We start from the raw sequence: 23,233 nt of genomic DNA, 5'->3' as shown, positions 1-23,233 counted from the left end.
TGGCTCGATAGTCTAGTGGCTGACTATCGGGCCAAAACTTAGGCAAAACGTTGAAATTTTTACCTCTAAAAGACTATTACCGCTCTTTATTTGTAGCATTATTTGTTCCCTTATTTGTGGCATTTTTACTGTGTTTGCACTTGTATAATATAAAAGTTGAGCGCGCCATAGAAAAACGTCAAGCCGATTTTGAGCAAGTGTCGGCTCAAGTTAGCCATATAATGAGCTCGGTAAATGACTTTTTTGACAATGCCTTTATATCGTATCAGCAGCCTAGTGTTGAGCAGTTCAATCGCAACTTACTAGAAGGTATTAATCAATACGACAATTACTACTACCGCCACTTTAGCGAGCGCCAAGGCGAAATAGTCGGTAAAGGGCAGTTTGCTTTTTCTAACCGGGCGTTGATCCAATGGCAGCAAGCTACAACCCTAAGCCCAACGTTTAATACCGCGTTATCGCTTATGCAATCGTTATCGGCTGTTGCCTATGTTGATGATTCGGGGTTTGCCTATGTGGTAAGGCGTAATAAAAGCCAAAGCACTATGCTTAATAAAATTTTAAATGGTAATTTTAAGCCCACATTTATACCTGGCCAGCTTACCTCAAGCGCCATTGTTAAAATACGCGATAGCGCTTATTTTGCTATTGGCCGTAAAAAACAACCTAATTCGTCAGACTACATCATTTTAATATACGATTTAGAGGCCATGTCTAGCTGGCTTAAAAAGGTGGCACCAAGCGAAGGCGAATATGTGTTTATGAACCAGTCGCATCAAGTGATAGCCAGCTCTGTTAAGCAGTTAAATGAAGCAACAGCCTTAAAAGATTATTGGCCTGAATTAGCCCATAACAATGAAAAAATAAACTTAGTTAATAACAAAAATGCGCAGTTTTTTATGCAAGCAATGGGGAACCTGCCCATTCATGCCGCCTTTTATGAGCCGCAAATAAAAGTGATCACGCCAATTAGGTATGAAGTTCTTTTAGAGTTTGCGTTTTTAACGTTATTTTTAAGCTTAATGTTTGCGGTATTTTTTTGGTTAAGCCAACGTATTTTTGTTAGGCCAATGACTCATTTAATGCAATATTTTGAACAAAATGATGCCCCTAAAGCCGCGCTTTCTAATTACCCCATCCCTTTAAATTGGCAGCCTTGGTTTTCTCGCGTTAAATATGTGTTTGATAAAAATGCACAGTTAGTTGAGTCGCTCCAAGAAGCTAATAAAGAACTCGATGATCAGTTACAGCTGCAATCTCAAAAGCTAAAACGCAGCTACGAAGCAAAAGAGCGACACCTAGCGCTATTAAATACAATGCTAAATAGTGTGCCTGATCTTATTTACTTTAAAAATATTGATGGCTCATTTTTAGGTTGTAATAAAGCATTTGAAGCCTATGTAGGCAAAGAGCAAGCCATCCTAGTCGGTAAGCGTATTGAAGATTTAGACAGCGACGATTTACAGTTAAGCCTACTAGAAAAGCAAGTTTTACAAACCAAAAGTAGCATTGAGCAACGCATAGATAGCACCGACAAATCGTATCAATTAACGATTGCCCCATTTTATAACGAGCACCAGCACTTGTTAGGCACTATGGGAATTGGGCGAGACATTACTGAGCAGCAGCAAACTCTATCGGCGTTAAAAGCGTCAGAATCTAAATTTAGAAGTGCAATAGAGTTTGCAGCAAACAGTGTGGTGTTACTTTCGCTTGAGCACACCATATTGCAAGTTAACAAAGCGGCTCGTAAGTTATTTTCACAGCAAGATATTTTAACTGGTGAGCCACTAAAAATGCTGTTTGATGAGGCGCAGTGGCAAGAAATAAAAAATGCGCTTTGTCACTTATTAGATGATAAAAAACGGGTTTATCATTTAACGCTCTCACAAGGAAAACTAACAAGTTGGCTGCAGCTGAGTGTGTCGCTGGTGTGGGATGAAAACCGTGATCCCTCTTATTATGTTATTCATATTCAAGATGTAAGTGCGCTGACTAAAGCTAAGCATGACGCAGAACGCGCAACAATAGCTAAAAGCCGCTTTATTGCTAATCTAAGCCATGAGATCCGCACCCCTCTTAACGCTGTGTTAGGGCTGTTAGATATGATAGTAGAGCAAGGCTTAAAAAATAAGCAGCTGCAACAAACTAAGCAGGCTAAAAACGCAGCACAAAGCTTATTATTAATGCTAAACAGAATGCTCGATTTTGCCCGTGTAGAAAGTGCGCAAGCGCAAATTAAACCGGTGCCTTTTTGCTTAGTTGAACTGATTGATATTTGTGAGAGCTTAACAGCGCCATTGTGCCAAAACAAAGGGTTAAGCTTTAATATTGAAATAGATCCACTCATTAACCCCGCGCTGGTGGGGGATTCAATACGTTTGCAACAAATATTAGGTAACTTACTTACCAATGCCGTTAAGTTTACTAATAAAGGCAGTATTACCTTAAAAATGGTGCTTGAAGAAAATGACGTTTTAGATCAGCAACGTATTTGTTTTCACGTAATAGACAGTGGTGTAGGTATTGCTAAAGCTGACCAACGACGACTGTTTGATGCTTTTACTCAAGGCGATGAATCTTCTACGCGTATTCACCAAGGGGTCGGGCTTGGACTTGCTATAGTTAAACATGGTGTAGCCTTAATGGGCGGCGAAATTGCAATTAATAGCGACAAAGGCCGTGGATGTGAGTTTTTCTTTACTCTAGCGCTTGCGGTAGATACGGCTAAAAATAGTGTATTTATACCTAATACATTAGCCATTGTGAGCGATGACACTGTACAGCTAAACGAAGTGGTTAATGCCTACTCACAAGTGGTAGCTATTGATTTAGAAGAGGCGCTTCGCTACCCAATAAAGCTTGCTGATGCACAGCAACTGATTATTGATGAAACCACATTGAACGATTTATTAAAGGTTGAATCTATACACGAAACGCTCAGTGGCAACTCATACCCTGTGGTTGTGGTGAATCACGAACACACTTTAGCATTGCCTTGTACTACGCAAATTAACGCACAACATGTTAAAGCTACGGCGTTAGCTCAGCGCTTGATTAGCTTAAATGCTAATGCGGGGGCGGAGCCACCTAAAGCCGCTGAAAATAATGAAGAAGTAAAAAAAGATATATCGGGTCTACTTATTATGGCGGTTGATGATAACCCGCTTAATTTAGACATTATTAGCAGTGTGCTAAAACAGGCCCATATAAATGTAATAACGGTTACCAATGCGCCAGATGCAATAGAGCTGCTACAAATATTAAAACCAGATTTAATTTTGATGGACGTGCAAATGCCGCATATTGATGGTTGCCAAGCAACGCAATTGATTCGCCAACAGTTTGACGCGCGCCAGCTGCCTATTTTTGCTTTAACAGCACATTGTGAACCTGCAGATGTTGAGCGCTCACTTAGTAGCGGCATGAATAAGCATTTAACTAAACCTGTGGTTGCAGCTGTGCTGTTAGATGCAATTAGAGACGTAGACTTTATAAAACCTAAGTTTTATGACCAAAGCTTTGCGCTCACCCAGTTTAATTTTGATGAAAATTTACTGGCAACCATGGTCGGAAAGTTTGCGAAGCTGTGTGAAACGCAGTTAGAACAAATTGAAGAAAACACCCAGCGAGATGAAGTGGTACGCTTAGTGCATAGCATTAAAGGCGTGGCGGGTAACTTAGGTTTTATTAGGCTTTCATTGTGTGCAAAACAATGTGAAACGCACCTTAAAACAACTAACGAGCCGCTTCAGCACACTTTAAAAGAGCTAATCATTCAGCTAAAGCAAGTGATTATATTTATTGAAACCTTAGGGGGACGGGATGTCGAAAAAAGCTAAAATACTGATTGTGGATGATGATCCCCTTAACCGGCTGGTGCTTGAAAAAACACTGGGCACGGAGCATGACGTATTTTTAGTCGAAAGCGGCGAAAAAGCGCTCACCTTTATTAAATCTAATCAGGTCGATTTAATTATTTTAGATGTGGTGATGCCAGGCATTGATGGTTATGAAGTGCTTGTACAGCTTAAAGAAAACCCTATTACTCAGCCTATTCCTATTGTGTTTATATCGGCTAATAATAGCCACACCGATGAAGCAAAAGGACTTGAATTAGGTGCAATGGATTACATCACTAAACCCTTTAATGCGTCTATAGTCAAAGTGCGGGTACGCAACCAATTACTGATCAAGCAAAAAAATGATTTGTTAGAAATGCTTGCCTCAATAGACGGTTTAACGGAAATACCCAATAGGCGTTATTTAGATGAAAACCTCTCTCGTGAATGGCGCAGAAGTAAACGTAATGGCTCGTGTTTGTCTGTTTTATTAGTAGATATAGATCACTTTAAGCGTTACAACGATTGCTATGGCCACCGAGCGGGGGATGAGTGTTTAAAGCAGGTTGCCCAAGCGTTAGCAGCGCAATGTGAGCGTAGTACTGACTTTATTGCCCGCTACGGGGGGGAAGAGTTTGCTGCGGTATTACCCGATGTTAATAAACAACAGGCATTAGCATTTGCCCAAAAGTTAAGAAAAGCGGTAAACAGCCTCAATATAGAGCACAAAGCTTCATTAAATGCAGATCACATAACAATCAGTATTGGCATTGCCAGTATGGAAAACGGCAATGCAAGTGCCGAACAAGCCTTACTCGAACAAGCAGACCTAGGGCTATATGCCGCAAAAGATGCAGGGCGCGATCAGGTGGTTGCGCTTAACTTATAATGTAGCTGTGTTTATATTAAAGCGTTATTTAAATCGGCCCCACACGTTAATGTTATTACCTAGCGGGGCGACTTTACGCTACTAGCGCGTTGTTATTTTGTGATCATGCCCAGTGCGTTTTCACCAATACCTACCAATTTATCATTTTTAAATACCAATGGCGTGCATTCATCTTTTGTTGTTTTGCCATCAGAGTGAATGCTGTTAGTCACGTAAAACAGTACCTGATACACATCATCGTCTTTTTTCAATAGCTCGGTAAAGTTTGGTGTTTTTAATTGCGCTAAAACAGATTGATAGCTGCTATCCATTGTCAAATCTGCAATCGCTTCGCGGTTTTTTTTATGCTGATGTTGCCAGCTTGATGAGTCGTTACCTGCCCAGTGCGTTTCTGCTTCGCCATCTGATACGGCAATAACACAGCCTGTTAAAAATGGAGCAATAAGTGCAGCAGCTAAAAGTGATTTTTTCATTGTTATAGTCCTTGATGAGTTTTAATTTAATTATTTACTTATCAGGAGCAAGTAATAGGCCAATATAACAAAGTTATAAAATTCATAGGGTTAGATTGTGGTGGCTGTTTCTAAGTGATTAATTATAAAAATCATTAGCAAAAACAGCCACTTTTTAGGTTTTTTAACGATTAAGCTAGCCTGCGTTTATTTAGCATAGTCAAAACACGTTACAGCTATTTACTAAATAGAATAAGGCACTTTGAGGCAGGTAAAACCTAGCCTCAATGCGGCTAATTATTATTGCAAATTGTTATTATACCAAGCGGTTACGAGACTCATCGTTAGTAAAGGCTGCAATATTTAGGCTTACTTCATTAATTAAGCGTACGATTGACTCTGTGCTGGCCCATGCAATGTGAGGTGTAAGAAGCAAGTTTTCGCCTGTGTAATTAGCCAGCGGGTTAGAAGGCTCTGCCGGCTCTTTAGTTAGTACATCAACACCCGCACCGGCAATTAAATTTTGCTCTAGGGCTGTGGCTAAGTCGGCTTCATTTATAATGCCACCACGGGCGGTATTGATAATAATACTGCTGGGTTTCATCATTTTTAGCTCATCTAACGAAATTAAATCACGTGTTTCATCAGTAAGCGGGCAGTGCACGCTAATTATATCAGCGGTTTTTAATACTTCTTCAAAAGGTGTACGGCCTTCTCTACAAGAGGCGCCTTTACGCTCTGCAACCACTACATTGGCTCCAAAAGCTTGCGCTACTGTCGCCACACCTTTACCTAGCGTTCCGCCACCTATAATGGCAAATGTTTTACCTTGTAAATCATTAAAGCTGTAATCTAATCGGCAAAACATCTCGCTTTTTTGCCAAGCGCCTTGCTGGCAGTCGCGCTGGTATCGGTGTGTATTACCTAATAAATTAGTCACTAACGAAAACGTGTGCTGTACAACCGAAGGGGTTGAGTAGCCTGCTACGTTGGTAACGGCAATACCAAATTCTTCAGCGGCGTTTAAATCAACATTATTAGTGCCTGTTGCACTTACGCAAATAAGCTTAAGTGTTTTAAGTTGGCTTATCGTATCGCGATTTAGCACAACCTTGTTGGTAATAAGGACGTCAGCGCCTTCGCTGTGAGCAACAACTTGCTCAGGTGACGTAAGTTCGTAAGTAGTTAGCTCACCTAGTTCTTCAATGCAAGTTAACGAGGTTTTAGCTAAAGTAGCGTTATCGAGAATGGTGATTTTCATTGTGTGTCCTATCTAAATGCGTACCGTAAAATGGCAAGAGCGTTTAAGGTACTACGAATACACACCTTTGTTAATGCTATTACTACCAAATGCTTAGTACAAAAAGTCAGGTTGCTGATAAAAGTTTAAATTGGCTGGTCTGCCCACTCAAATATAAATAACATGATATTTTAGCGGGCTATATCGCTGGGGCCTGTTTATTTTTTGAGGTTGAACTCACTTTCCTTTGAAAGGTCAACAAGCCTTATTAACGTTGATAAAACTAAAAAACAATGCACCAACCCCTTTTTGTGTGGTCATAGACTGAAATGGCTCGCAAATAAGCATAACCAAATGGCTATTTCTTATTTAAGAGTGGCTGAGTTATAATCAAAATTATATATAAACGGTACGTTTTGCGTGCCGTTTTTTTAACATTGTAGATGCAGTAATGAGTGAATTAGAAGATAAGTACGCAGACATAAGACCTTACAACGACGATGAAGTTGCGGCCTCGCTAGCGCGTTTAATTAACGATAATGCGTTTATAGATGTAATAGCAAAGTACAACTTACCGCGCTTTATATCCGCTATGCCTTTTATTGCTCGTACACTGGTGAGAAGCCAGTTACGAAAAAAATGGGGTAAATTTACGAGCGTTGAAGATGTACAAAACGAAGTTGCAAAGTATTTAGATAAACTTATAAAACGCACTACCTCAAAAGTTACCTTTTCGGGTTTAGACAAATTAGACCCGCAGCAGGCGTATTTATTTATATCAAACCACCGCGACATAGTGCTGGACCCTGCACTTGTTAATTGGGGTTTGTATCAACATAAAATGAAGACGGTGCGTATAGCAATTGGTGATAACTTATTGCAAATACCGTATATAACCGAGCTGATGCGCTTAAATAAAAGCTTTATCGTTAAGCGCTCAGCCAAAGCACCTAAAGAGATGCTTAAGGCGCTTACGCAGTTGTCGTCGTATATTTATGACTCGTTAACAGCAGGAAATTCTATTTGGATTGCGCAAAAAGAAGGGCGTGCAAAAGACGGCTTTGATCAAACAGATCCGGCACTTTTAAAAATGCTGCAACTTAATGGTCGTAAACAAAAGAAAGAATTTGGCGAGTACATTAAAGAGTTAAAAATTGTTCCGGTGTCTATTTCCTATCAGTATGAGCCTTGTGCAATTTCTAAAGCAAAAGAGCTTTATCATAAACAGCAGCACGGTGAATACGTAAAATCAGCAGGCGAAGACATAGCAAGTATTGTTGAAGGATTTAGCTCTGCTAAAGGGCATGTACACTTAGCATTTGGACAACCGGTTGAAAGCGGCTGCGATGATGCTGATGAGCTGGCGCAAACAATTGATAAGCACATTGTTGAGTCTTTTTACTTACACCCAGGAAATTACATTGCCGGTGGGTGCAAGCAAGCAGTTATTGATGAGCCCGATACCGCCACTTTTGAGCAGCGTTTAGCCTTAGTGCCAGAAGAGCTAAAGCCACTTGTTTTAGCTATGTATGCAAAGCCATTTCAACGCAAAACTGAAATCACAAACAAAGTATGTGAGCAAAGCCATTAGGCAGCTGCGTTGGCAAATAGCGTAATAAAGCAGCGTAAACGCTGCTTTTTTTTTGTGCATAAATAACGCTATACTCATACAAAGCAATTAATCTACTTAGGGGGCGCAATGCAACAAATTGAAATATTTGATATTCCAAGCCCCTGTAAAAGTATTTGCCAAGTAAACAACCGAGGTTATTGCAAAGGCTGCTACCGAAGCCGGGATGAGCGCTTTAATTGGAACGCGTTAAGCAATGCGCAAAAAAAGAAAGTACTTAGCTTGTGCCAACAACGTTACAAACGGTATTTACAAAAACGCCAAGCTGCGCAATCACAAGCCACTTTAGATAAACAACAAGGCTTTGAATTTTAAACCTTGCTGTACATGCTAGAGTTTTAAATTGTATTTTGCGCGCAATGCGCGACTAGTGCCGTTATCGTGTAGTTTATTTAAAGCATTCAATAATTTACTTACCAAAGCTGCGTGCTTTTTATGTACATAGTGATAGAGCGAAAATGTACTTAGCAGCTGGGTTTGCATACAGGTCTCTGGCAGGGAAAAGTTATCGGCTTTAAGCACAAAGTCGAGCATAATTGCCCCATCAACTTTATGCTGGGCTAGTAGGTTAAGTTGGGTCGTAATATTTTTTACTTCAATAATATTGCCGTTAAACTTATGCTCATTTAAGTAATGGTGCTGAACTGGATAGCCTGACAAAACCGCAATACTATCGAGCTTATCGAGTGTATTGGGTTGGCAGTTTTTAAACAGTAAAAGCTTATAGTCAAACAGTGGGTAGTTAATTCTGATCAGGTTTTTATTGTCCGCCTCTATACTTATATCGCGGCCAAGTTGGCCATCTAACACCCCATTATTGGCTGCTAATAGGGCATTTTGGCGATTAAAATCAATTATGTGTACTTCATAATTAAGTTCTTTATAGGCTAATGTGAGTAAAGCGAGCGCATAGCTTGCTTGAGCTGAGTCGGCCGGGCGGTTAAATATAACGCTATTGTGATTGGCGAGTGTAATTTTACTAAAAAATAAAACGACTAATAAAATAAAAGCATTGAGCTGTATCTGCAAGGTTACTTCCGTTTAAAATGAGGACAGGGCAAATGATCGCAGTGAATAGTACCAAAATAGTCTGGTTTTTGCCCATGTTTGTTGCTTTTAAAACAGTAAATGGGTTCAAATATACGTATAATAAATGCGGATAACTAACCGTACTTAGGAGTGGTTGTGAGTTTTAATTTATGTGCTTTACCCCGAGAGCAAAAATACCAGATTCAATTAGATTACGAAGCCTCATTTTGGGCTTATCAAATTAAACGTAATAAAAAAACACGTGAGCAAGTTTATAACACGATTCATAGCCGCCCAGTGGCAGAGCAAACGTTTTTAAAGCAACAGTTTGAGCAGTATTTGGCGTTAATGCTAAGCTAATATATGTACACAGTACAAAAGTTAGACACACTTAAGATTCCATTAGTTAATAAGTTTTATGCACTGTATAGCGTAAGAGGACGTGCTAATAAGCAAGATCAGGTTTGGGTTGTTTACAGTGAAATGCAGATAGTTGCGGCGTGTCGAATACAAAATAAACACGACTTTTTATTTTTATCGACCGTATTTGTTGCCCCGCAGCACCGTGCAAAAGGGCTGGCAAAGCAACTTGTATGCGCCGCTATAAAACAGCAAAGCATGCCGCTTTACACCTTTGCTTATAAAAATATTACAGCTTTATATACGAGTCTTGGTTTTAACCAAGTATTAACATATACTCCTGGTTTAAAAGCACTTTTTGATATTTATACGCATCGAAATATAGTCGCTCTCGAATACTTATAACAAAAACAACGGATCAAGCCATGAGTAAAGGCGTTCATTGGATCATTAGTTGCTGTATAGCTTTAATCGCTATATTTAGTTGCCATGTTGGCGCACAGGTTAAACGTTTATCCCCCAGTGAAGGCCTGTCGCAAAGCTATGTGAACACTATGCTGCTTGATGATAACGGTTACCTATGGCTCTCTACCGAAGGGGGGTTAAACCGTTATGATGGTTATCAAGTTGTTTCAATTAATGGCCCTAATGGCGAGCTTGAAGAAGCCATAATTGACTGTATTTACCAAGACCCCGCAGGCAATATTTGGATAGCCTCGTTACTTGCCGGCTTATTTAAATACGACCCAAGTACCGACACCTACCAGCAATTTATTTCTCAACCAACCAGCGAAAAACAAATTTTAAGCCAGTCGGTATTTAGTATGGCAGCGGTTGATGACAAAACCTTATGGATTGGGCGTGGTCGCGACTTTGCTAAATTAGATATTGAAACAGGTAAAATAACCAGCCTATTTGAGCTGCCTAAAGAATACGAAAACACCTTAGTCAGAGAGCTTTTTCATTACAATGGGTATATTTTTATAGGCACAAGCCATGGGGCGTTTGTATTTGATATCGCCTCTGAGCAAATTAGGCCGCTGCAGCATTTAAAAAGCAAAGCTGAGCATATTTATCAAAACAACGTTAAATCGTTTTCGGTTATTGAAAATAATCAGTTGTTAGTAGGCACCGTTAAAGGCTTGTATCAAGTTGATATTAGCGACTTGCCAGGCATGTTTGAACGCCCCGACATAGCATTTAAAAACCAAGCCGTTATTGCCGATTTAAATGTATGGCGCATCATCAACGAAGGCGAAAAGCTAGATCTGGCGACTAATAAAGGGCTCTTTAAATTTGATTTAAATAGCAAAGAGTTGGTAAAAAACACACGGATTACGCAAAGTAAATACAGCCTATCTGATACCAGTATGATAGACATGGTAAAAGATAAATCGGGAGGGTATTGGCTCGCTACTAAAACCGATGGTGCATTTTATCTGTCTAATAATACCTATCACTTTAGCAATATAGATGGTAGTAAACTGGGTGGCGATGGCCTTTCTCATCCTTCGGTTTGGGGCATTACGGAGTATGGCAACAGCCTATGGCTGGCAACGCATAATGGCTTAACCGAAATTGATTTAGCCACTAACACCAGCCAAGTTTACTTAAAAAACCACAAAGTAGACTTACTGACTACCGAATTTAGCGTGTATGAAATTATTCCTTATAAGCAAAAGCTTTGGTTACATACAAACCGTGGGCTGTTTGAGTTTGACCCCATAACGCATCAAATTAACGAGCCAACAATAACAAACCCCAACAATAGAGCCTACATAGAAGGCTGGGTACACGGCGTAACCTTAATGCCTAACGGTGATTTGTACTACGTGCACTCAGATCACGGTATGTTTGTATATAATATTGATACTCAGCAGATCACCCGATTAGAAGGGGCCTTTAGCAAAATAGAGCCGTTTTTGGCGCATGGTTTTTCGCCAGCGCTGGCAACCAAGCCTGATATGCCCCTGTTTTTTAATGCGGGTATTTTATATCAGGTAAACCCAACCACATTAGCATTAAACACCATTTATAAAGTGCCAAAACAGCACGATAACGTGGCTATTAATGTGCTTTCTTACGTGGTCGATAACAACAATATTTTATGGATTTCACTATCTAATTTTGGCCTGATTGGGCTTGATGCAGCCAGTTACAAATTGGTACACACGATTGACTTAGAAAAAAATAAGTTAGGTACCTTACTTTATGACATGGTGCTTGATGATAATGGCATGATTTGGATGAGCAGCCATAAAGGCATATGGCGACTAAACCCAGAGACACTTCATTTTCAGCAGTTTACTACATCTGAGGGGCTGCTTTCTGCTGAGTTTAACAGCAGTGCCATGGCGCATTTAAGCGATGGCCGCATTGCCTATGGCAGCTTAAAGGGCATTACATATTTTCATCCGATGGAAAATCAAAATTACCACTCATTAATTGATCATGTAAATATAACGCGAGTTGATTTAATGTCGCGCGACTTATCTATCGATTTAAAACAGCCATTAAATGAAATAGTCCTCAACCATGATGATATCGGTTTAGAGGTGGCGTTTTCAGCGATGGCGTTTAGCTATCAAGAGCGCATAATTTATGAGTATCAGCTCGATAACGGCCAAAAAACCTACACCCGGAATAATAATCGGGTGTTATTCCCTAAATTAAATCCAGGTAATTACCAGCTCAAAGTATGGGCTAAAGATCCGTTAACCGGCGAGTACACGCCGCCTGCAGTGCTAAAAATTCGTGTTAAGTATCCCCTGTGGCGAGCGCCATATTTTATGGTGCTTTATGGTGTTTTGTTTATCGCATTTATTGCTTTTTGGGTAATGCGCCGCAACAAAATTCAGCGCATATTACTGGCCGCTAATAAAGAAAGTAAAGAAAGTGAAGCGCGATTAAAACTAGCCTTAGAGGGTAGCGAGTCGGGCATGTGGGATTGGCAGTCTACATCGAGTAGTATTTACCAGCCGCGCTTATGTAATGAACTGGGGTATGATCAAGAAAGCGTGAGCCTAGATGATTACCTAGCTAAAATTCACCCTCAAGATAAAGCGCTTTTCAGATTAGAATGGTTAGAATTCTTATCAACCGATAAAGGCTACTTTAATTGCACTTATCGTTTGCGCCACGCTAAAGGCTATTGGCGTTGGTATAAAGACTTTGGCAAAGTAGTGGAATGGAGCGGACAACTTCCTAAAAAAGTAGCGGGTACTTACACCAATATGACCCGCGAAATGGTGTTTGAAGAGCATGCCCGTTTATTTACCGCTGCGTTTGAGCAAACCCGTGATTGGGTATTTATTCTTGATAAAAACTTTACGGTTCGCGCCTCTAACAAATCGTTGCAAACGGCCTTTAACTTTCCTAGTGAGCCACGCTCTAGCCGCGCCCTTAATTTAGGCATATCGCGAAGTAATCGTTTTGACTACTTACGGATAATGCAAAAGCTGAATGTGGGTGAGCATTTTTCCTGTGAAGACTTAGTCACCCTTGCCAGTGGTGAGGAGCGCCATGTGTTAGTAAAAATAAGTGCAGTGGCCGACACTGAACACCGTTTAAGCAGCTACGTTATTATTTTAACCGACATTCATGCGCAAAAATTGGCTGAAAATGAGCTTCATATTTTAGCCAACTATGACTCATTAACCGGTTTGCCTAACCGTATGCTGTTTAACGACAGGGTTGAGCATGCGATTGAGCAAGCGCAAAATCATCAATGTAAAGTAGCTATGCTGCACATAAACATTAAGCGGTTTAAATACTTTAACGACTCATTTGGACGTGAAGCGGCTGATGAGCTAATAAAGCAAGTGGCTAAGCGTATTAAGCGCTCCTTGCGTCCTTCTGCAAGTGTTGCGCGCTTTGGTGGCGATGAATTTGTGGTGCTGGTGGAAGATGTGCAGCAAATTGAAGAAGTATTGCTTATTTGCTCTAAATTAATAGATTCTGTAAGCCAAAATATGGAATTTAATGGCCAGGTGGTAAACGTTAATTTAAGTATTGGTGTAGCAATAGCGCCTGATGACGCTGCAGATCATGCAGCGCTGTTAAAAGCTGCCAGTATAGCTTTGTACCATGCAAAAGAGTCGCTCGAAAGCAGTTATAAGTTTTACAAGCAGGAGATGAATCAGCATGTACAAAAAGCCCTGCATTTAGAGTCTTTGCTAACTAAAGCGTATCAAGAGCAAGAGTTTTGCAATTACTACCAGCCTATAGTGAATGCGCACACTCAAAAAACCGAAGGTTTTGAAGTGCTGTTACGCTGGCCAGAAAACACTTTAGTGCCCACGCAAGAGTTTTCTTTAGCGGCTGAGAGCATAGGGTTAATAACAAAAATTATGCTGCAAACCTTTGCCCGTGCGTTGCAAGCGCTTAAACAATGGCGTGAGGTTTCACCTCAGCTGTACTTGTCGATAAACCTCTCTGCACTTGATTTTGAATACGAAGAGCTTGTAACCGACATACATAAAGCGCTGAGCCACGCTAATGTGCCCTCAGAAGCCATAGTGTTTGAAATCACCGAGTCTATTTTAATGCGCGACTCTAAACATGCGCTGCACAGTATGGAAATGCTGAAAAAGCTTGGCTGTAAACTCTACATGGATGACTTTGGAACAGGCTATGCCTCATTAACGTATTTAAAGCGTTTTCCTATCGATGTACTAAAAATAGATAGAAGTTTTGTGCAAGATATTGGCGTGGACTCGGATGATGAAGCCATTATTCAATCAACGCTTACCTTAGCTCATAGCTTAGGTAAAGAGTGTGTGGCAGAGGGCATTGAAAACAAACAACAGCTGCAGTTTTTAAAGCAGTTAGGGTGTAAGCATTTTCAGGGCTATTTATTTAGTAAGCCAGTACCTAAAGAAGCTGTTCCCGCACTGATCAAACAAGATTGGGGCAACATATTTAACCAGTAAAAATAAGCTTATTGGCGTTTACCACAGTGGCGGCAAAATAAATGGCTGTTGCGTTGATTAAGCTGCGTTTTAATTGCTTTATTGGCCTCAAGCTTACTTAAACCTAGTTTGTAGCGCAGCTCCTCTAAGTGCAAACGCTGTGAGTCATCTAAACTGCCTTGGTGAATTTGCTCATGTACGGCATCTTCAAAAAATTGCCGGCGTTTACGTATTTGCTCCGAAAAACTTGAGGCAAGCAAGCCTGTAGGAATTGCCACCATTCCCATGCTCACCAAAGTGACTACGCCACCAAATAGTTTACCAAGTGGCGTTAGCGGTACAACATCACCATACCCAACCGTAGTGAGGGTCGCCATAGCCCACCACATAGCCGCAGGAATAGAGCCAAATTTATCTGGCTGAATATCGTGCTCCAATAAATAAATACCGCAGGAGGCAAGTATTAGCAGTACCGACATAATAAAAAACGCGGCCAGTAACGAGCTCGCTTCGTCTTTAAATGCTTGTAATAACAACTGCATTGCACGTGAATAACGAGTAAGTTTAAATACTCTTAACAGCCTTAATACACGTAAAAAACGCAAATCCAGAGGAAACACAAACATTAACAAGCTGGGTAAAATGGCTATTAAATCGATAAGAGCCAAAGGTGATAAAAAGTAATGCAGCCGGCGTTTTGCGTTTGAACCTTTTATAGCTGCGTATTTGCTTTTATCGACACAGGCCCAAAGCCTTGCAAGGTATTCAAGGCTAAAAATAGCCACCGAAATAACCTCTAATAGTAAAAACTGCGGGTAATATACTTTGTTTATACTCGGTACTGATTCCAACACAATGGCAATAACGTTAAGCATAATTAAAGCAATCAGCGCGGTGTCGAGTATATGCCCCGCTTTTCGGTAATCGCCAGTCCCTTCAAATACCTGCGCTAACGTTTGTCTTGCTGTACTGCTCATGTGTTTAGCTTTAACAGCATATTAATACTGCCTTCTTCAAAATCACGGCTAATTGTAAAACCTAACTTACGGGCAAGCTCAATCATGCCGGTGTTCTCAGGCAGTGTTATGCCTTCAATTACTTCTACGCCTTGGCGCTTACAATGATTTATTGCAGCGCTCATAAGTAGCCTGCCAAGACCTAAGCCTTGGTAGTCAGAGCGAACCACGGTTGCAAACTCAGCATGTAAATTATCAGGGTCCATAATAACGCGTGCTACACCTAGGGTACGGCTTTTACCTTCAAAGCGCTGGCATACAATAAAGGCCATTTCTCGGTCGTAATCTATTTGTGTCATTTTTGCGAGCTGGTCGTGGTTAAACTGGGGCAGCTCACCAAAAAAGCGTTTGTAACGATCTTCTTTATTGAGTGATTGATCAAACTCTTGGTGGGCTTTTTCATCCTCTGGGCGAATAGGCCTTAATGTAGCTCGTGTATTATTTTTAAGGGTTACTTCTTCTACAAGATCAATAGGGTAAGGGCGAATACATAAACGTTTACGATCGCTGCGTGCCTGATAGCGATTAACACTAATAGTGGCATCAAGCACTAAAAATTGCCCATTGCTGGCTAAAATAGGATTAAGTTCCATGGCACTTATATCGGGCTGATCGACAACAAGTTGAGATATACGTGTGAGCAGGGCGCATAAGCGATATTTATCGACTTTTTCTGGCAAAATGCGATCTTTTAATACGCCTTTATCGTTTGCTGCTGCAATGAGGTATTTAGCTAAGTTCATATTAAGCGGCGGCAAAGCAACGGCTGCTTGGGCATACTCTAACCCATTACCCGCTTCACCAAGTAATATAACAGGGCCAAAATTAGGCTCAGTTTTAATGGCAATTCGCAGCTCATTAGCGCCGGCACGCGGCGCCATTTTTTGCAATGAAAACCCTTCAATAACAGCATCTGGATAGGTGTTTTTAATTCGTATCAGCATGGCAAAGGCGGTTTGCTCAACCTCGTTTGCATCGTTTAAGTTAAGAACCACACCCCCTACTTCTGATTTTGAGGCAATACTTGGGCTAATCAACTTTAACGCTACCGGAAAGCCTAATTCAATTGCTTGCTCACGCGCCTCTGTGGGCGTGTAGGCTACTTCTGTTTGAATACACTCAACACCATAATGACTAAGAATTTGGCTTGCTTGATGAGTGGGTAAGTAGCTTTGCTCTTCTTCTAAAAATTCGTTAATGAGCGTAGTGGCCGCTGATTTATTTATTTTTGCATCATCGGTATTTGATTCGGGTGTTTGCGTTAAATGTTTTTGGTTACGACGATAACTAACTAAATGCATAAATGCGCCAACCGCACCCTCAGGCGTACGATAGGTTGGAATAGTGTGGTTAGAGCAAACACGCCTCGCAGCATAAGCCGCATCTTCACCCATAAAGTTGGTCATTACATAAGGGCGCGCCATCTTTGGTATTTTTTGTAAGGTTTGCACTATCATATCGGCGTAGTCTTCACTTGGTGCCAGTGCCGAAGGGGTATGAATAATAAGTAAGTTTTTAACTTCTTCGGCGCGAAGTAAAATTTCTAATGCTTGCTTGTAACGCGCCGGAGCAGAGTCGCCAAAAATATCGACAGGGTTAGATGTAGTATCCGATTGCGGAATAACTTGATTGAGTGCGGATCGCGTTTGCTCGCTAAGCTGGGTAAGTTTACCCGAATTTAAAATAAGCTCATCGACCGCCATAACCCCCGGGCCGCCGCCGTTGGTTAAAATGGTTAACTGCTCAACTTTTAGTAATTTTGGGTGGATGGCAAGTGTTTGCGTGGCTGCAAAAAGTTCGCGCAGATCACTAACACGCAACATACCGGCTCGTTGAAAAAGCGCATCGTACACTGCATCTGAACTTTGCTTGCCACCAGTATGAATTTCAGCAGCCAGTGCACCTGCTCCGGTTTTTCCCGTTTTAATGGCAATAACTGGCTTACTAAAGGCCGCTGCCCGTGCTGCCGATATAAACCCGCGAATATCTTCAATATTATCTATGTAGAGCAAAATCGCTTTGGTTTTAGCATCGCGGCCTAAAAAATCGAGCAGCTCGTCAAAATCGATATCTAGGCAATCACCGACCGAAACAAAATACGAAAAGCCAATCTCTTTATTTTTAGCCCAATCTAAAATAGTGGAACACACCGCTGCGGATTGCGATATAAATGCCAGTTTCCCTGGTGCTGCAACTGTGTGAGAAAAGCTGGCATTAAGGCCAATATGCGGAATGAGCAGCCCTAAACAGTTAGGCCCAAGCAAAGTAACGTGATGGGCATTTGCAGCGCGCTTTAAGGCTGTTTTTTGGCTCAATGAGAGCCCATCAGCAATCACAATTGCACTTTTACAGCCAAGCTCACCTAGCTGCTCGATAATGCTCAGTAAGGTATTTTTATTTGTACAAATAACGGCTAAGTCGGGCACTTTGGGTAGCGCGGCAATATCAGGGTAGGCAAGCACACCGTGTACCGCACTATGGGTAGGGGTTACGGGCATAATTGGCCCTTTAAACCCACCTTGTAATAAATTGCGCATAACCACAAACCCCGCGCGTGTGGGGGTATTCGAGGCGCCAATAACGGCTACCGAGGCCGGATTAAAAAACTGGCTGATGCGCTTTAAGCTCATGGCATATCCTTGGCTGATTATATTTTGCGTTATTTATAGTCTCAATGTACCCTGTTTGCTGTGTTATTTCGAGCGCATAGATACTTATTATTGATATCAATCAAGGAGTTTTTTGTGAATAAAACACCCGGTTTTTACACCGTTATAGCCGCAATTTGCCTAAGTATAGGCTTAATTTTATTAGGCTTTATTATTAAAAGTGCCGCAGTAGATGTAAAAAGCATGGAACGTAGTGTGCAGGTTAAAGGGTTAGCAGAGCGTGAAGTTAGCGCCGATACGGTAATTTGGCCGCTGCAATACAGTGATGCAGACAACGACTTAGAAAAACTGGTTAGTCGGGTTGAGCAAAAAAACGATGCTGTTATTGCATTTTTAAAGCTACATGGCTTTGATGATGACGAAATAAGCACGGGTAGCCAGTCGATAATTGATAAGCAAGCCCGTGAATACGCTAACGATAATCAAAAGTTTCGTTACTTGGTACGCGCTAATATTATTGTGTATTCGAACGCGCCCGACAAAGTACAAAATGCGCTGAGTAAAGTGAGTCAATTAGCTAAACAAGGCATTGCCATTGTGCAAAATAGTTACGAAACCAAAGTTGAGTATTTATTTACCGGCCTTAACGATATAAAGCCTGCCATGGTGCAAGAGGCTACAGAAAAAGCCCGTGAAGTTGCCAACAAATTTGCTAAAGATTCGAACTCAACGCTGGGTAAAATAAAATCCGCTCGCCAAGGGCAATTTAGCATTAGCAATCGCGATTCAAATACGCCACATATCAAAAAGGTGAGGGTGGTCACCAGTGTTGAATATTACTTAAGTGACTAAATTGCTCTAACTAAGTGGGCAATTTGTGCGGTTGAGCGCTGTAGGTAAGCAGCGCTAAGTAAAATGCTGGTTTCGTTTATATCAGCGCCTTTTAATATATTTGCCAGTTGCTGCTTAGCGGTTGGGTTTTGTTTTTGCTCTATTTCCATAAGCGCTAATAATGCTGAAAATTCATGCTTTATTGGTGTGCTAGGTTTATCAGCATAGGCGATATAACAGGCAACAGGGGTAAGGCCACGAGCATTTGTTTGTGCAAGGGCTTTTACTAAATTATCGTTAGATTCAAATAGCATTAATGAGCGCACATAGTTAAACGCCAGCTTTTGAGCATTGGCGTGTTTAAATACATTGTGCAGCACATTATTTCCTTGGCCGTCTTGTGCTAAAAAGCCGTTATTTTCTTTTAATGCAGGTGTAAAAAACGTTAAAGCATCAGTCGTTGTTAATTGGTTTATAAAAGGTGCTGGTGGGGTGTTGGTTGTTAAAATACGTGTTGCCACATTTTGCATAAAGTCGTATTTAATACTCATGCGCAAAGCACTTTCGTAAAGGTGGTTTAGCTGTAATGTTTGCTGAGCAGGGCTTAACTGTTTAAAGTCGTTATCGAGCTCGTCTAGCTGATGCTTAGCAATGCGCGCATTAAGTAATTGTATGCTTAAATCCATTATTAACTTTACCTCTGAGCGTTTTTATTACTATAAAACAAAAAAGGCCGCATCAGCGACCTTTTTCTATTTATAACCAAGTATTAAGCTTTTTTACTTGCTACCCACTCGTTTACAAAGTTCTCTAATACGTTAAGTGGTACAGGGCCATTTTTAAGTATAACGTCGTGGAACTGACGAATATCAAACTTATCGCCTAGTTGCTTTTTAGCCTCTTCACGCAGCTCTAAAATTTTAAGCATACCCACTTTATAAGCCGTCGCTTGCGATGGCATTACAATGTGACGCTCAACCATTTTAACACCGTCAGATGTGGCGTTAGGCGTATTATTTACGTAGTAATCAATACCTTCTTGGCGAGTCCATTTCATTGCGTGAATACCGGTATCAACCACTAGGCGACATGCACGCCATAATTCCATAGAAAGGCGACCAAAGTCTGAGTATGGGTCTGAGTAAAGGCCCATTTCTTTAGGAATGTACTCTGAGTATAAGCCCCAACCTTCAATGTAAGCGGTGTAGCCACCAAACTTACGAAACTTAGGCACACCTTCAAGCTCTTGTGAGATAGCAATTTGCATGTGGTGACCCGGAATACCCTCATGGTACGCTAATGCTTCCATTTGGTACGTTGGCATTGCTTCCATGTCGTAAAGGTTTGCGTAGTAAATACCAGGGCGTGAGCCATCTGGTGCAGGTTGTTGGTAAAATGCTTTACCTGCTGCTTTTTCGCGGAATGCTTCAACGGCTTTAACTTTAAGATCAGCCTTTGGCTTAACAATAAATAACTCATCTAGGCGAGTTTTCATGGTGTTGATTAGGCCAGTGGCTTCATCTAAATAACGCTGTTTACCTTGCTCGTCATTGGCATAATAAAATTGTTTATCCGTTTTCATAAACTGCATAAACGCTTTTAAATCGCCTTTAAAGCCTACTTTGTCTTTAATTTCACGCATTTCATCATGAATACGTTTTACTTCAGCAAGGCCAATGGCATGAATTTCTTTAGCGGTTAAGTCAGTTGTTGTGGTGCGCTTAAGTGCGTTATTGTAAAACGCTTCGCCGTCAGGCAGTTTCCATGCGCCATCGCGGTTATCTGCACGTTTTTCTAACTGTGCTAAGTAATTAATTAACTTAGAGTAAGAAGGCTTAACGGCTGATTTTAATGCATCAGTTGCCTCGCTAATTAAGGCATTTTTTTCATTTTGGCTAATTTCAAGAGCGCTTACTTTACGTTTAAAGTCGGCTAATAGGGTTGAGTCTTCACCTTTATCAAACGGCGCACCATGAATGATGTTTTTGCTCGAATCTATAACATGTGGGAACACAAATTTAGGCGCAATAATGCCTTTATCAGCACGGGTTTCTAAATCAGTAATTAGCTGATCAAATACAGTAGGTACACCGTTTAAACGCGCAATATAATCTTTAGCTTCTTTAACATTACTAATTGAATGTTGGTTAATTAAAAACGCAGGCACCATAGAGTGCGTACCAAACATTTGGTTAACCGGGTAGTTATGGTAACGCCATTTAAAATCAGCAATCGAGCTTTCTAGGTCTTGTTTTTTTAAGTCGTAACTTACTTTAGTGGCATCATCAAGCAGGTCGCGGTTGATAGCATTCAAAGTAACTAAGTCTTCTTTTGCTTGCGCAAGGTCTTTTAGTTTTTGCTCTTCGCTGCCGTCATCCCATTTATCGTAATCTTTTTTAATACCCATGTAAGTTTGATAAACCGGGCTGCTCATTACATCGCGGTTAAAGGTATCTTCAAAAAACGCATTCGCTTTGTCGATTTCGCTTTGCACAGGTTGCGCTTGCACTGCAGGCGCCGGGGTTGTTTGTTGTGGTGCCTGCTGGCAGCCGGCTAAAATAGCAACGCTCACGGCTGCTGCAATAAAGGTAAGTTTACGCATTGTTTTCCCTTTGTTGTTAGAAACCCATTAGGGTGTATTATATTTATTTGCTTGTATTTTATGTTTATCGCGCGTGGTTAAAACCACTACACGAACAATTCTAGCAGGTCATTTAAAAAACGATGCCCTTTGAGGCTAACTTGCCAATGGCCGTTTTCTTGTATTAACAAACCTGCATTTATTGCTTTAGTTAACGCTGCTTGTTGGCTTTGCAATGGCTGATTAGTCAACGCACTGTAATCATCAATAGGGCAAGGCTCGACTAAGCGAAAGCGATTCATAAAAAATTCAAAGGCTAAATCTTCTTGCTCTACTTGCCAGCTTTTATACAAGTACGGTTTAAGCATATCCATGTAACCGCGCGGATGCTTAATTTTTTCAGTACGGGTAATAATGCCGGTTTTTGCATCAGTCACCTTACCATGAGCGCCACAGCCAATACCGAGATAATCGCCAAAACGCCAATAATTCAAGTTATGTTGGCATTGAAAGCCTGGCTTTGCATAGCCCGATATTTCGTATTGTATGTAACCGGCTTGAGCAAGTAGTGCTTGGCCTTGCTCTTGAATATCCCATAGGGTTTCATCTTGTGGCAAAGTTGGCGGCTTGGATGCAAATTGTGTATTAGGCTCAATAGTGAGCTGATACCAGGAAATATGTGGCGGGTTTAAAGCAATTATTTTTTTTAAATCGCTCAGCGCATCGTCAAGGCTTTGCCCCGGTAAGCCATGCATTAAATCAAGGTTAAAGCTATTTAACCCGGCTTGCTTAGCTTGCTCTGCAGCGTAGTGCGCTTCATCGGCACCATGAATACGGCCAAGTGCTTTTAACTTGTCGTTTTGCATGCTTTGCACGCCAATAGAAATACGGTTAATACCCGCTTTAACGTACTCTTTAAAGCGCCCGGTTTCTACGGTACCAGGATTTGCCTCAAGGGTTATTTCGCAGTTGTCGCTTAGGCCAATTAGGTTATTGACTTCGCTTAATAAGCGGGTATATGCATCGCCAGTTAATAAGCTTGGTGTACCGCCGCCAATAAAAATACTGTGAATTTTACGCCCTTGCACCAAGTGCAAATCGGCTTTTAAGTCGTCAATTAAATGCTGAACATATTCAGCTTCAGGAATGTCGCCTTTTTGCCCATGGCTATTAAAATCGCAATAGGGGCATTTTTGCACGCACCAAGGTACGTGCACATATAAGCTCAGTGGTGGAAGGTTCACAGGCCGCCTTTGCTTTGTAGCTCTAGTAATAACTTTTTAAGTGCTTGGCCGCGATGACTCACCGCATTTTTTTGCTCTTTGGTGAGCTCGGCACTGGTACAGTTTTGCTCTGCTACAAAAAATACTGGGTCATAACCAAAGCCGCCTTCGCCATTTTGGGTTTGTGTAATTTCGCCTTCCCAGCTTGCGCTGCAAATAAGTGGGGTAGGGTCATCGGCGTGGCGCATTAATACCAGTACACACCAAAAGCGGGCTTTACGATTTGGGTTATCGGCTAATTCGTTAAGTAGTTTATCTATGTTGTCTTGATCGCTGGCGCTTTCACCGGCAAAACGAGCTGAGTAAACACCCGGCGCACCATTTAAGCCATCTACCTCTAAGCCTGAGTCATCTGCAATGGCTGGCATGCCGGTAATTTTAGCAGCATGGCGGGCTTTAATTATCGCGTTCTCTACAAAGGTGGTGCCGGTTTCGGCCACTTCGCCTACGTTAAAATCGCTTTGCGGAAGCACATTTATATTAAGCGGGCTAAGCATATTGGCCAGCTCGTTAACTTTGCCAGGGTTGCCTGTGGCAAGCACTAATGTTTTGGTCATGTTT

17 protein-coding genes are annotated in these 23,233 nt (G+C 41.3%); 8 read left to right on the top strand and 9 right to left on the bottom strand.

From position 1 onward, the window contains the following. Positions 1 to 50 precede the first annotated feature (50 nt). Together MTF68_RS16630 and MTF68_RS16625 are read left to right on the top strand one after the other, a co-directional pair. Positions 51 to 3,842 (top strand): ATP-binding protein, encoded by a 3,792-nt coding sequence (locus tag MTF68_RS16630; RefSeq protein WP_248463108.1) that lies wholly within the window; start codon positions 51 to 53, stop codon positions 3,840 to 3,842. After that, positions 3,826 to 4,731, top strand: a complete 906-nt coding sequence (locus tag MTF68_RS16625) for a diguanylate cyclase (RefSeq protein ID WP_248463107.1) — start codon at positions 3,826 to 3,828, stop codon at positions 4,729 to 4,731. The genes MTF68_RS16630 and MTF68_RS16625 overlap by 17 nt, the downstream gene beginning before the upstream one ends. Positions 4,732 to 4,823: 92 nt before the next feature. Here MTF68_RS16625 and MTF68_RS16620 read toward each other — a convergent pair whose 3' ends face one another. Both MTF68_RS16620 and MTF68_RS16615 read right to left on the bottom strand, forming a co-directional pair. Continuing rightward, positions 4,824 to 5,204: a DUF3192 domain-containing protein gene (locus tag MTF68_RS16620; RefSeq protein WP_248463106.1), complete on the bottom strand. Its 381-nt coding sequence runs from the start codon at positions 5,202 to 5,204 to the stop codon at positions 4,824 to 4,826. Between the two features lie 295 nt (positions 5,205 to 5,499). After that, entirely contained in the window at positions 5,500 to 6,444 is a 945-nt protein-coding gene (locus tag MTF68_RS16615; RefSeq protein ID WP_248463105.1) for a D-2-hydroxyacid dehydrogenase, read from the bottom strand. A 430-nt stretch (positions 6,445 to 6,874) separates the two neighbouring features. Here MTF68_RS16615 and MTF68_RS16610 point away from each other — a divergent pair, with 430 nt between their 5' ends. Next, complete coding sequence (locus MTF68_RS16610) at positions 6,875 to 8,014, top strand: 1-acyl-sn-glycerol-3-phosphate acyltransferase (protein ID WP_029774392.1); 1,140 nt, start codon at positions 6,875 to 6,877, stop codon at positions 8,012 to 8,014. Positions 8,015 to 8,122: 108 nt separating this feature from the next. Continuing rightward, a complete protein-coding gene (locus MTF68_RS16605; protein WP_004586824.1) occupies positions 8,123 to 8,368 on the top strand; it encodes a DUF1289 domain-containing protein in 246 nt (81 codons plus the stop codon). A 15-nt stretch (positions 8,369 to 8,383) separates the two neighbouring features. On the opposite strand, the gene MTF68_RS16600 is transcribed toward MTF68_RS16605, so the two are convergent. Further along, the gene (locus MTF68_RS16600; RefSeq protein WP_248463103.1) at positions 8,384 to 9,082 is read right to left on the bottom strand and encodes a transporter substrate-binding domain-containing protein; all 699 of its coding nucleotides are present in this window, start codon (positions 9,080 to 9,082) and stop codon (positions 8,384 to 8,386) included. Between the two features lie 156 nt (positions 9,083 to 9,238). Here MTF68_RS16600 and MTF68_RS16595 point away from each other — a divergent pair, with 156 nt between their 5' ends. The 3 genes from MTF68_RS16595 to MTF68_RS16585 are packed head-to-tail and all read left to right on the top strand — an operon-like array spanning position 9,239 to position 14,373. Next, positions 9,239 to 9,442, top strand: coding sequence for a DUF3283 family protein (locus MTF68_RS16595; protein ID WP_004586826.1), 204 nt, complete (start codon positions 9,239 to 9,241; stop codon positions 9,440 to 9,442). A 3-nt stretch (positions 9,443 to 9,445) separates the two neighbouring features. Beyond that, positions 9,446 to 9,847: a GNAT family N-acetyltransferase gene (locus MTF68_RS16590; protein ID WP_004586827.1), complete on the top strand. Its 402-nt coding sequence runs from the start codon at positions 9,446 to 9,448 to the stop codon at positions 9,845 to 9,847. A gap of 20 nt (positions 9,848 to 9,867) precedes the next feature. Then, positions 9,868 to 14,373, top strand: a complete 4,506-nt coding sequence (locus tag MTF68_RS16585) for an EAL domain-containing protein (RefSeq protein WP_248463102.1) — start codon at positions 9,868 to 9,870, stop codon at positions 14,371 to 14,373. 8 nt (positions 14,374 to 14,381) lie between these two features. Here MTF68_RS16585 and MTF68_RS16580 read toward each other — a convergent pair whose 3' ends face one another. Together MTF68_RS16580 and MTF68_RS16575 are read right to left on the bottom strand one after the other, a co-directional pair. Continuing rightward, positions 14,382 to 15,329 carry an ion transporter gene (locus MTF68_RS16580; protein WP_004586829.1) on the bottom strand — a complete coding sequence of 316 codons (948 nt, stop codon included), beginning with the start codon at positions 15,327 to 15,329 and terminating at the stop codon, positions 14,382 to 14,384. Then, on the bottom strand, positions 15,326 to 17,998 hold the full coding sequence (locus MTF68_RS16575; protein ID WP_096041183.1) for a bifunctional acetate--CoA ligase family protein/GNAT family N-acetyltransferase: 2,673 nt from the start codon (positions 17,996 to 17,998) through the stop codon (positions 15,326 to 15,328). Before MTF68_RS16575 ends, MTF68_RS16580 begins: the two co-directional genes overlap by 4 nt. Positions 17,999 to 18,112: 114 nt before the next feature. On the opposite strand from MTF68_RS16575, the gene MTF68_RS16570 reads away from it, so the two are divergent. Next, on the top strand, positions 18,113 to 18,829 hold the full coding sequence (locus MTF68_RS16570; RefSeq protein WP_004586831.1) for an SIMPL domain-containing protein: 717 nt from the start codon (positions 18,113 to 18,115) through the stop codon (positions 18,827 to 18,829). Here MTF68_RS16570 and MTF68_RS16565 read toward each other — a convergent pair. From MTF68_RS16565 to MTF68_RS16550, 4 genes are all read right to left on the bottom strand, one after another. Next, positions 18,826 to 19,494 (bottom strand): hypothetical protein, encoded by a 669-nt coding sequence (locus tag MTF68_RS16565; protein WP_029772393.1) that lies wholly within the window; start codon positions 19,492 to 19,494, stop codon positions 18,826 to 18,828. The genes MTF68_RS16570 and MTF68_RS16565 overlap by 4 nt on opposite strands. Before the next feature lie 83 nt (positions 19,495 to 19,577). Continuing rightward, a complete protein-coding gene (locus MTF68_RS16560) occupies positions 19,578 to 21,410 on the bottom strand; it encodes a DUF885 domain-containing protein (protein ID WP_248463101.1) in 1,833 nt (610 codons plus the stop codon). An 86-nt stretch (positions 21,411 to 21,496) separates the two neighbouring features. Further along, positions 21,497 to 22,633 (bottom strand): radical SAM family heme chaperone HemW, encoded by a 1,137-nt coding sequence (gene hemW, locus MTF68_RS16555; RefSeq protein WP_248463100.1) that lies wholly within the window; start codon positions 22,631 to 22,633, stop codon positions 21,497 to 21,499. Then, positions 22,630 to 23,229: an XTP/dITP diphosphatase gene (locus MTF68_RS16550; protein WP_055254892.1), complete on the bottom strand. Its 600-nt coding sequence runs from the start codon at positions 23,227 to 23,229 to the stop codon at positions 22,630 to 22,632. Before MTF68_RS16550 ends, hemW begins: the two co-directional genes overlap by 4 nt. Between the last annotated feature and the right edge of the window lie 4 nt (positions 23,230 to 23,233).

The organism is Pseudoalteromonas sp. 2CM37A, assembly GCF_023161885.1.
In the GTDB taxonomy this organism is placed as follows: Bacteria; Pseudomonadota; Gammaproteobacteria; order Enterobacterales; family Alteromonadaceae; genus Pseudoalteromonas; species Pseudoalteromonas atlantica.
The sequence above is the reverse complement of the archived record's forward strand: the minus strand, read 5'-3'. Positions and strand labels throughout refer to the sequence as shown.

Coding starts and splice junctions, on each gene's coding strand:
- MTF68_RS16625 (WP_248463107.1), top strand. CDS start 3,826: ATGTCGAAAAAAGCTAAAATACTGATTGTGGATGATGATCCCCTTAAC.
- MTF68_RS16620 (WP_248463106.1), bottom strand. CDS start 5,204: ATGAAAAAATCACTTTTAGCTGCTGCACTTATTGCTCCATTTTTAACA.
- MTF68_RS16615 (WP_248463105.1), bottom strand. CDS start 6,444: ATGAAAATCACCATTCTCGATAACGCTACTTTAGCTAAAACCTCGTTA.
- MTF68_RS16610 (WP_029774392.1), top strand. CDS start 6,875: ATGAGTGAATTAGAAGATAAGTACGCAGACATAAGACCTTACAACGAC.
- MTF68_RS16605 (WP_004586824.1), top strand. CDS start 8,123: ATGCAACAAATTGAAATATTTGATATTCCAAGCCCCTGTAAAAGTATT.
- MTF68_RS16590 (WP_004586827.1), top strand. CDS start 9,446: ATGTACACAGTACAAAAGTTAGACACACTTAAGATTCCATTAGTTAAT.
- MTF68_RS16585 (WP_248463102.1), top strand. CDS start 9,868: ATGAGTAAAGGCGTTCATTGGATCATTAGTTGCTGTATAGCTTTAATC.
- MTF68_RS16580 (WP_004586829.1), bottom strand. CDS start 15,329: ATGAGCAGTACAGCAAGACAAACGTTAGCGCAGGTATTTGAAGGGACT.
- MTF68_RS16575 (WP_096041183.1), bottom strand. CDS start 17,998: ATGAGCTTAAAGCGCATCAGCCAGTTTTTTAATCCGGCCTCGGTAGCC.
- MTF68_RS16565 (WP_029772393.1), bottom strand. CDS start 19,494: ATGGATTTAAGCATACAATTACTTAATGCGCGCATTGCTAAGCATCAG.
- MTF68_RS16560 (WP_248463101.1), bottom strand. CDS start 21,410: ATGCGTAAACTTACCTTTATTGCAGCAGCCGTGAGCGTTGCTATTTTA.
- MTF68_RS16550 (WP_055254892.1), bottom strand. CDS start 23,229: ATGACCAAAACATTAGTGCTTGCCACAGGCAACCCTGGCAAAGTTAAC.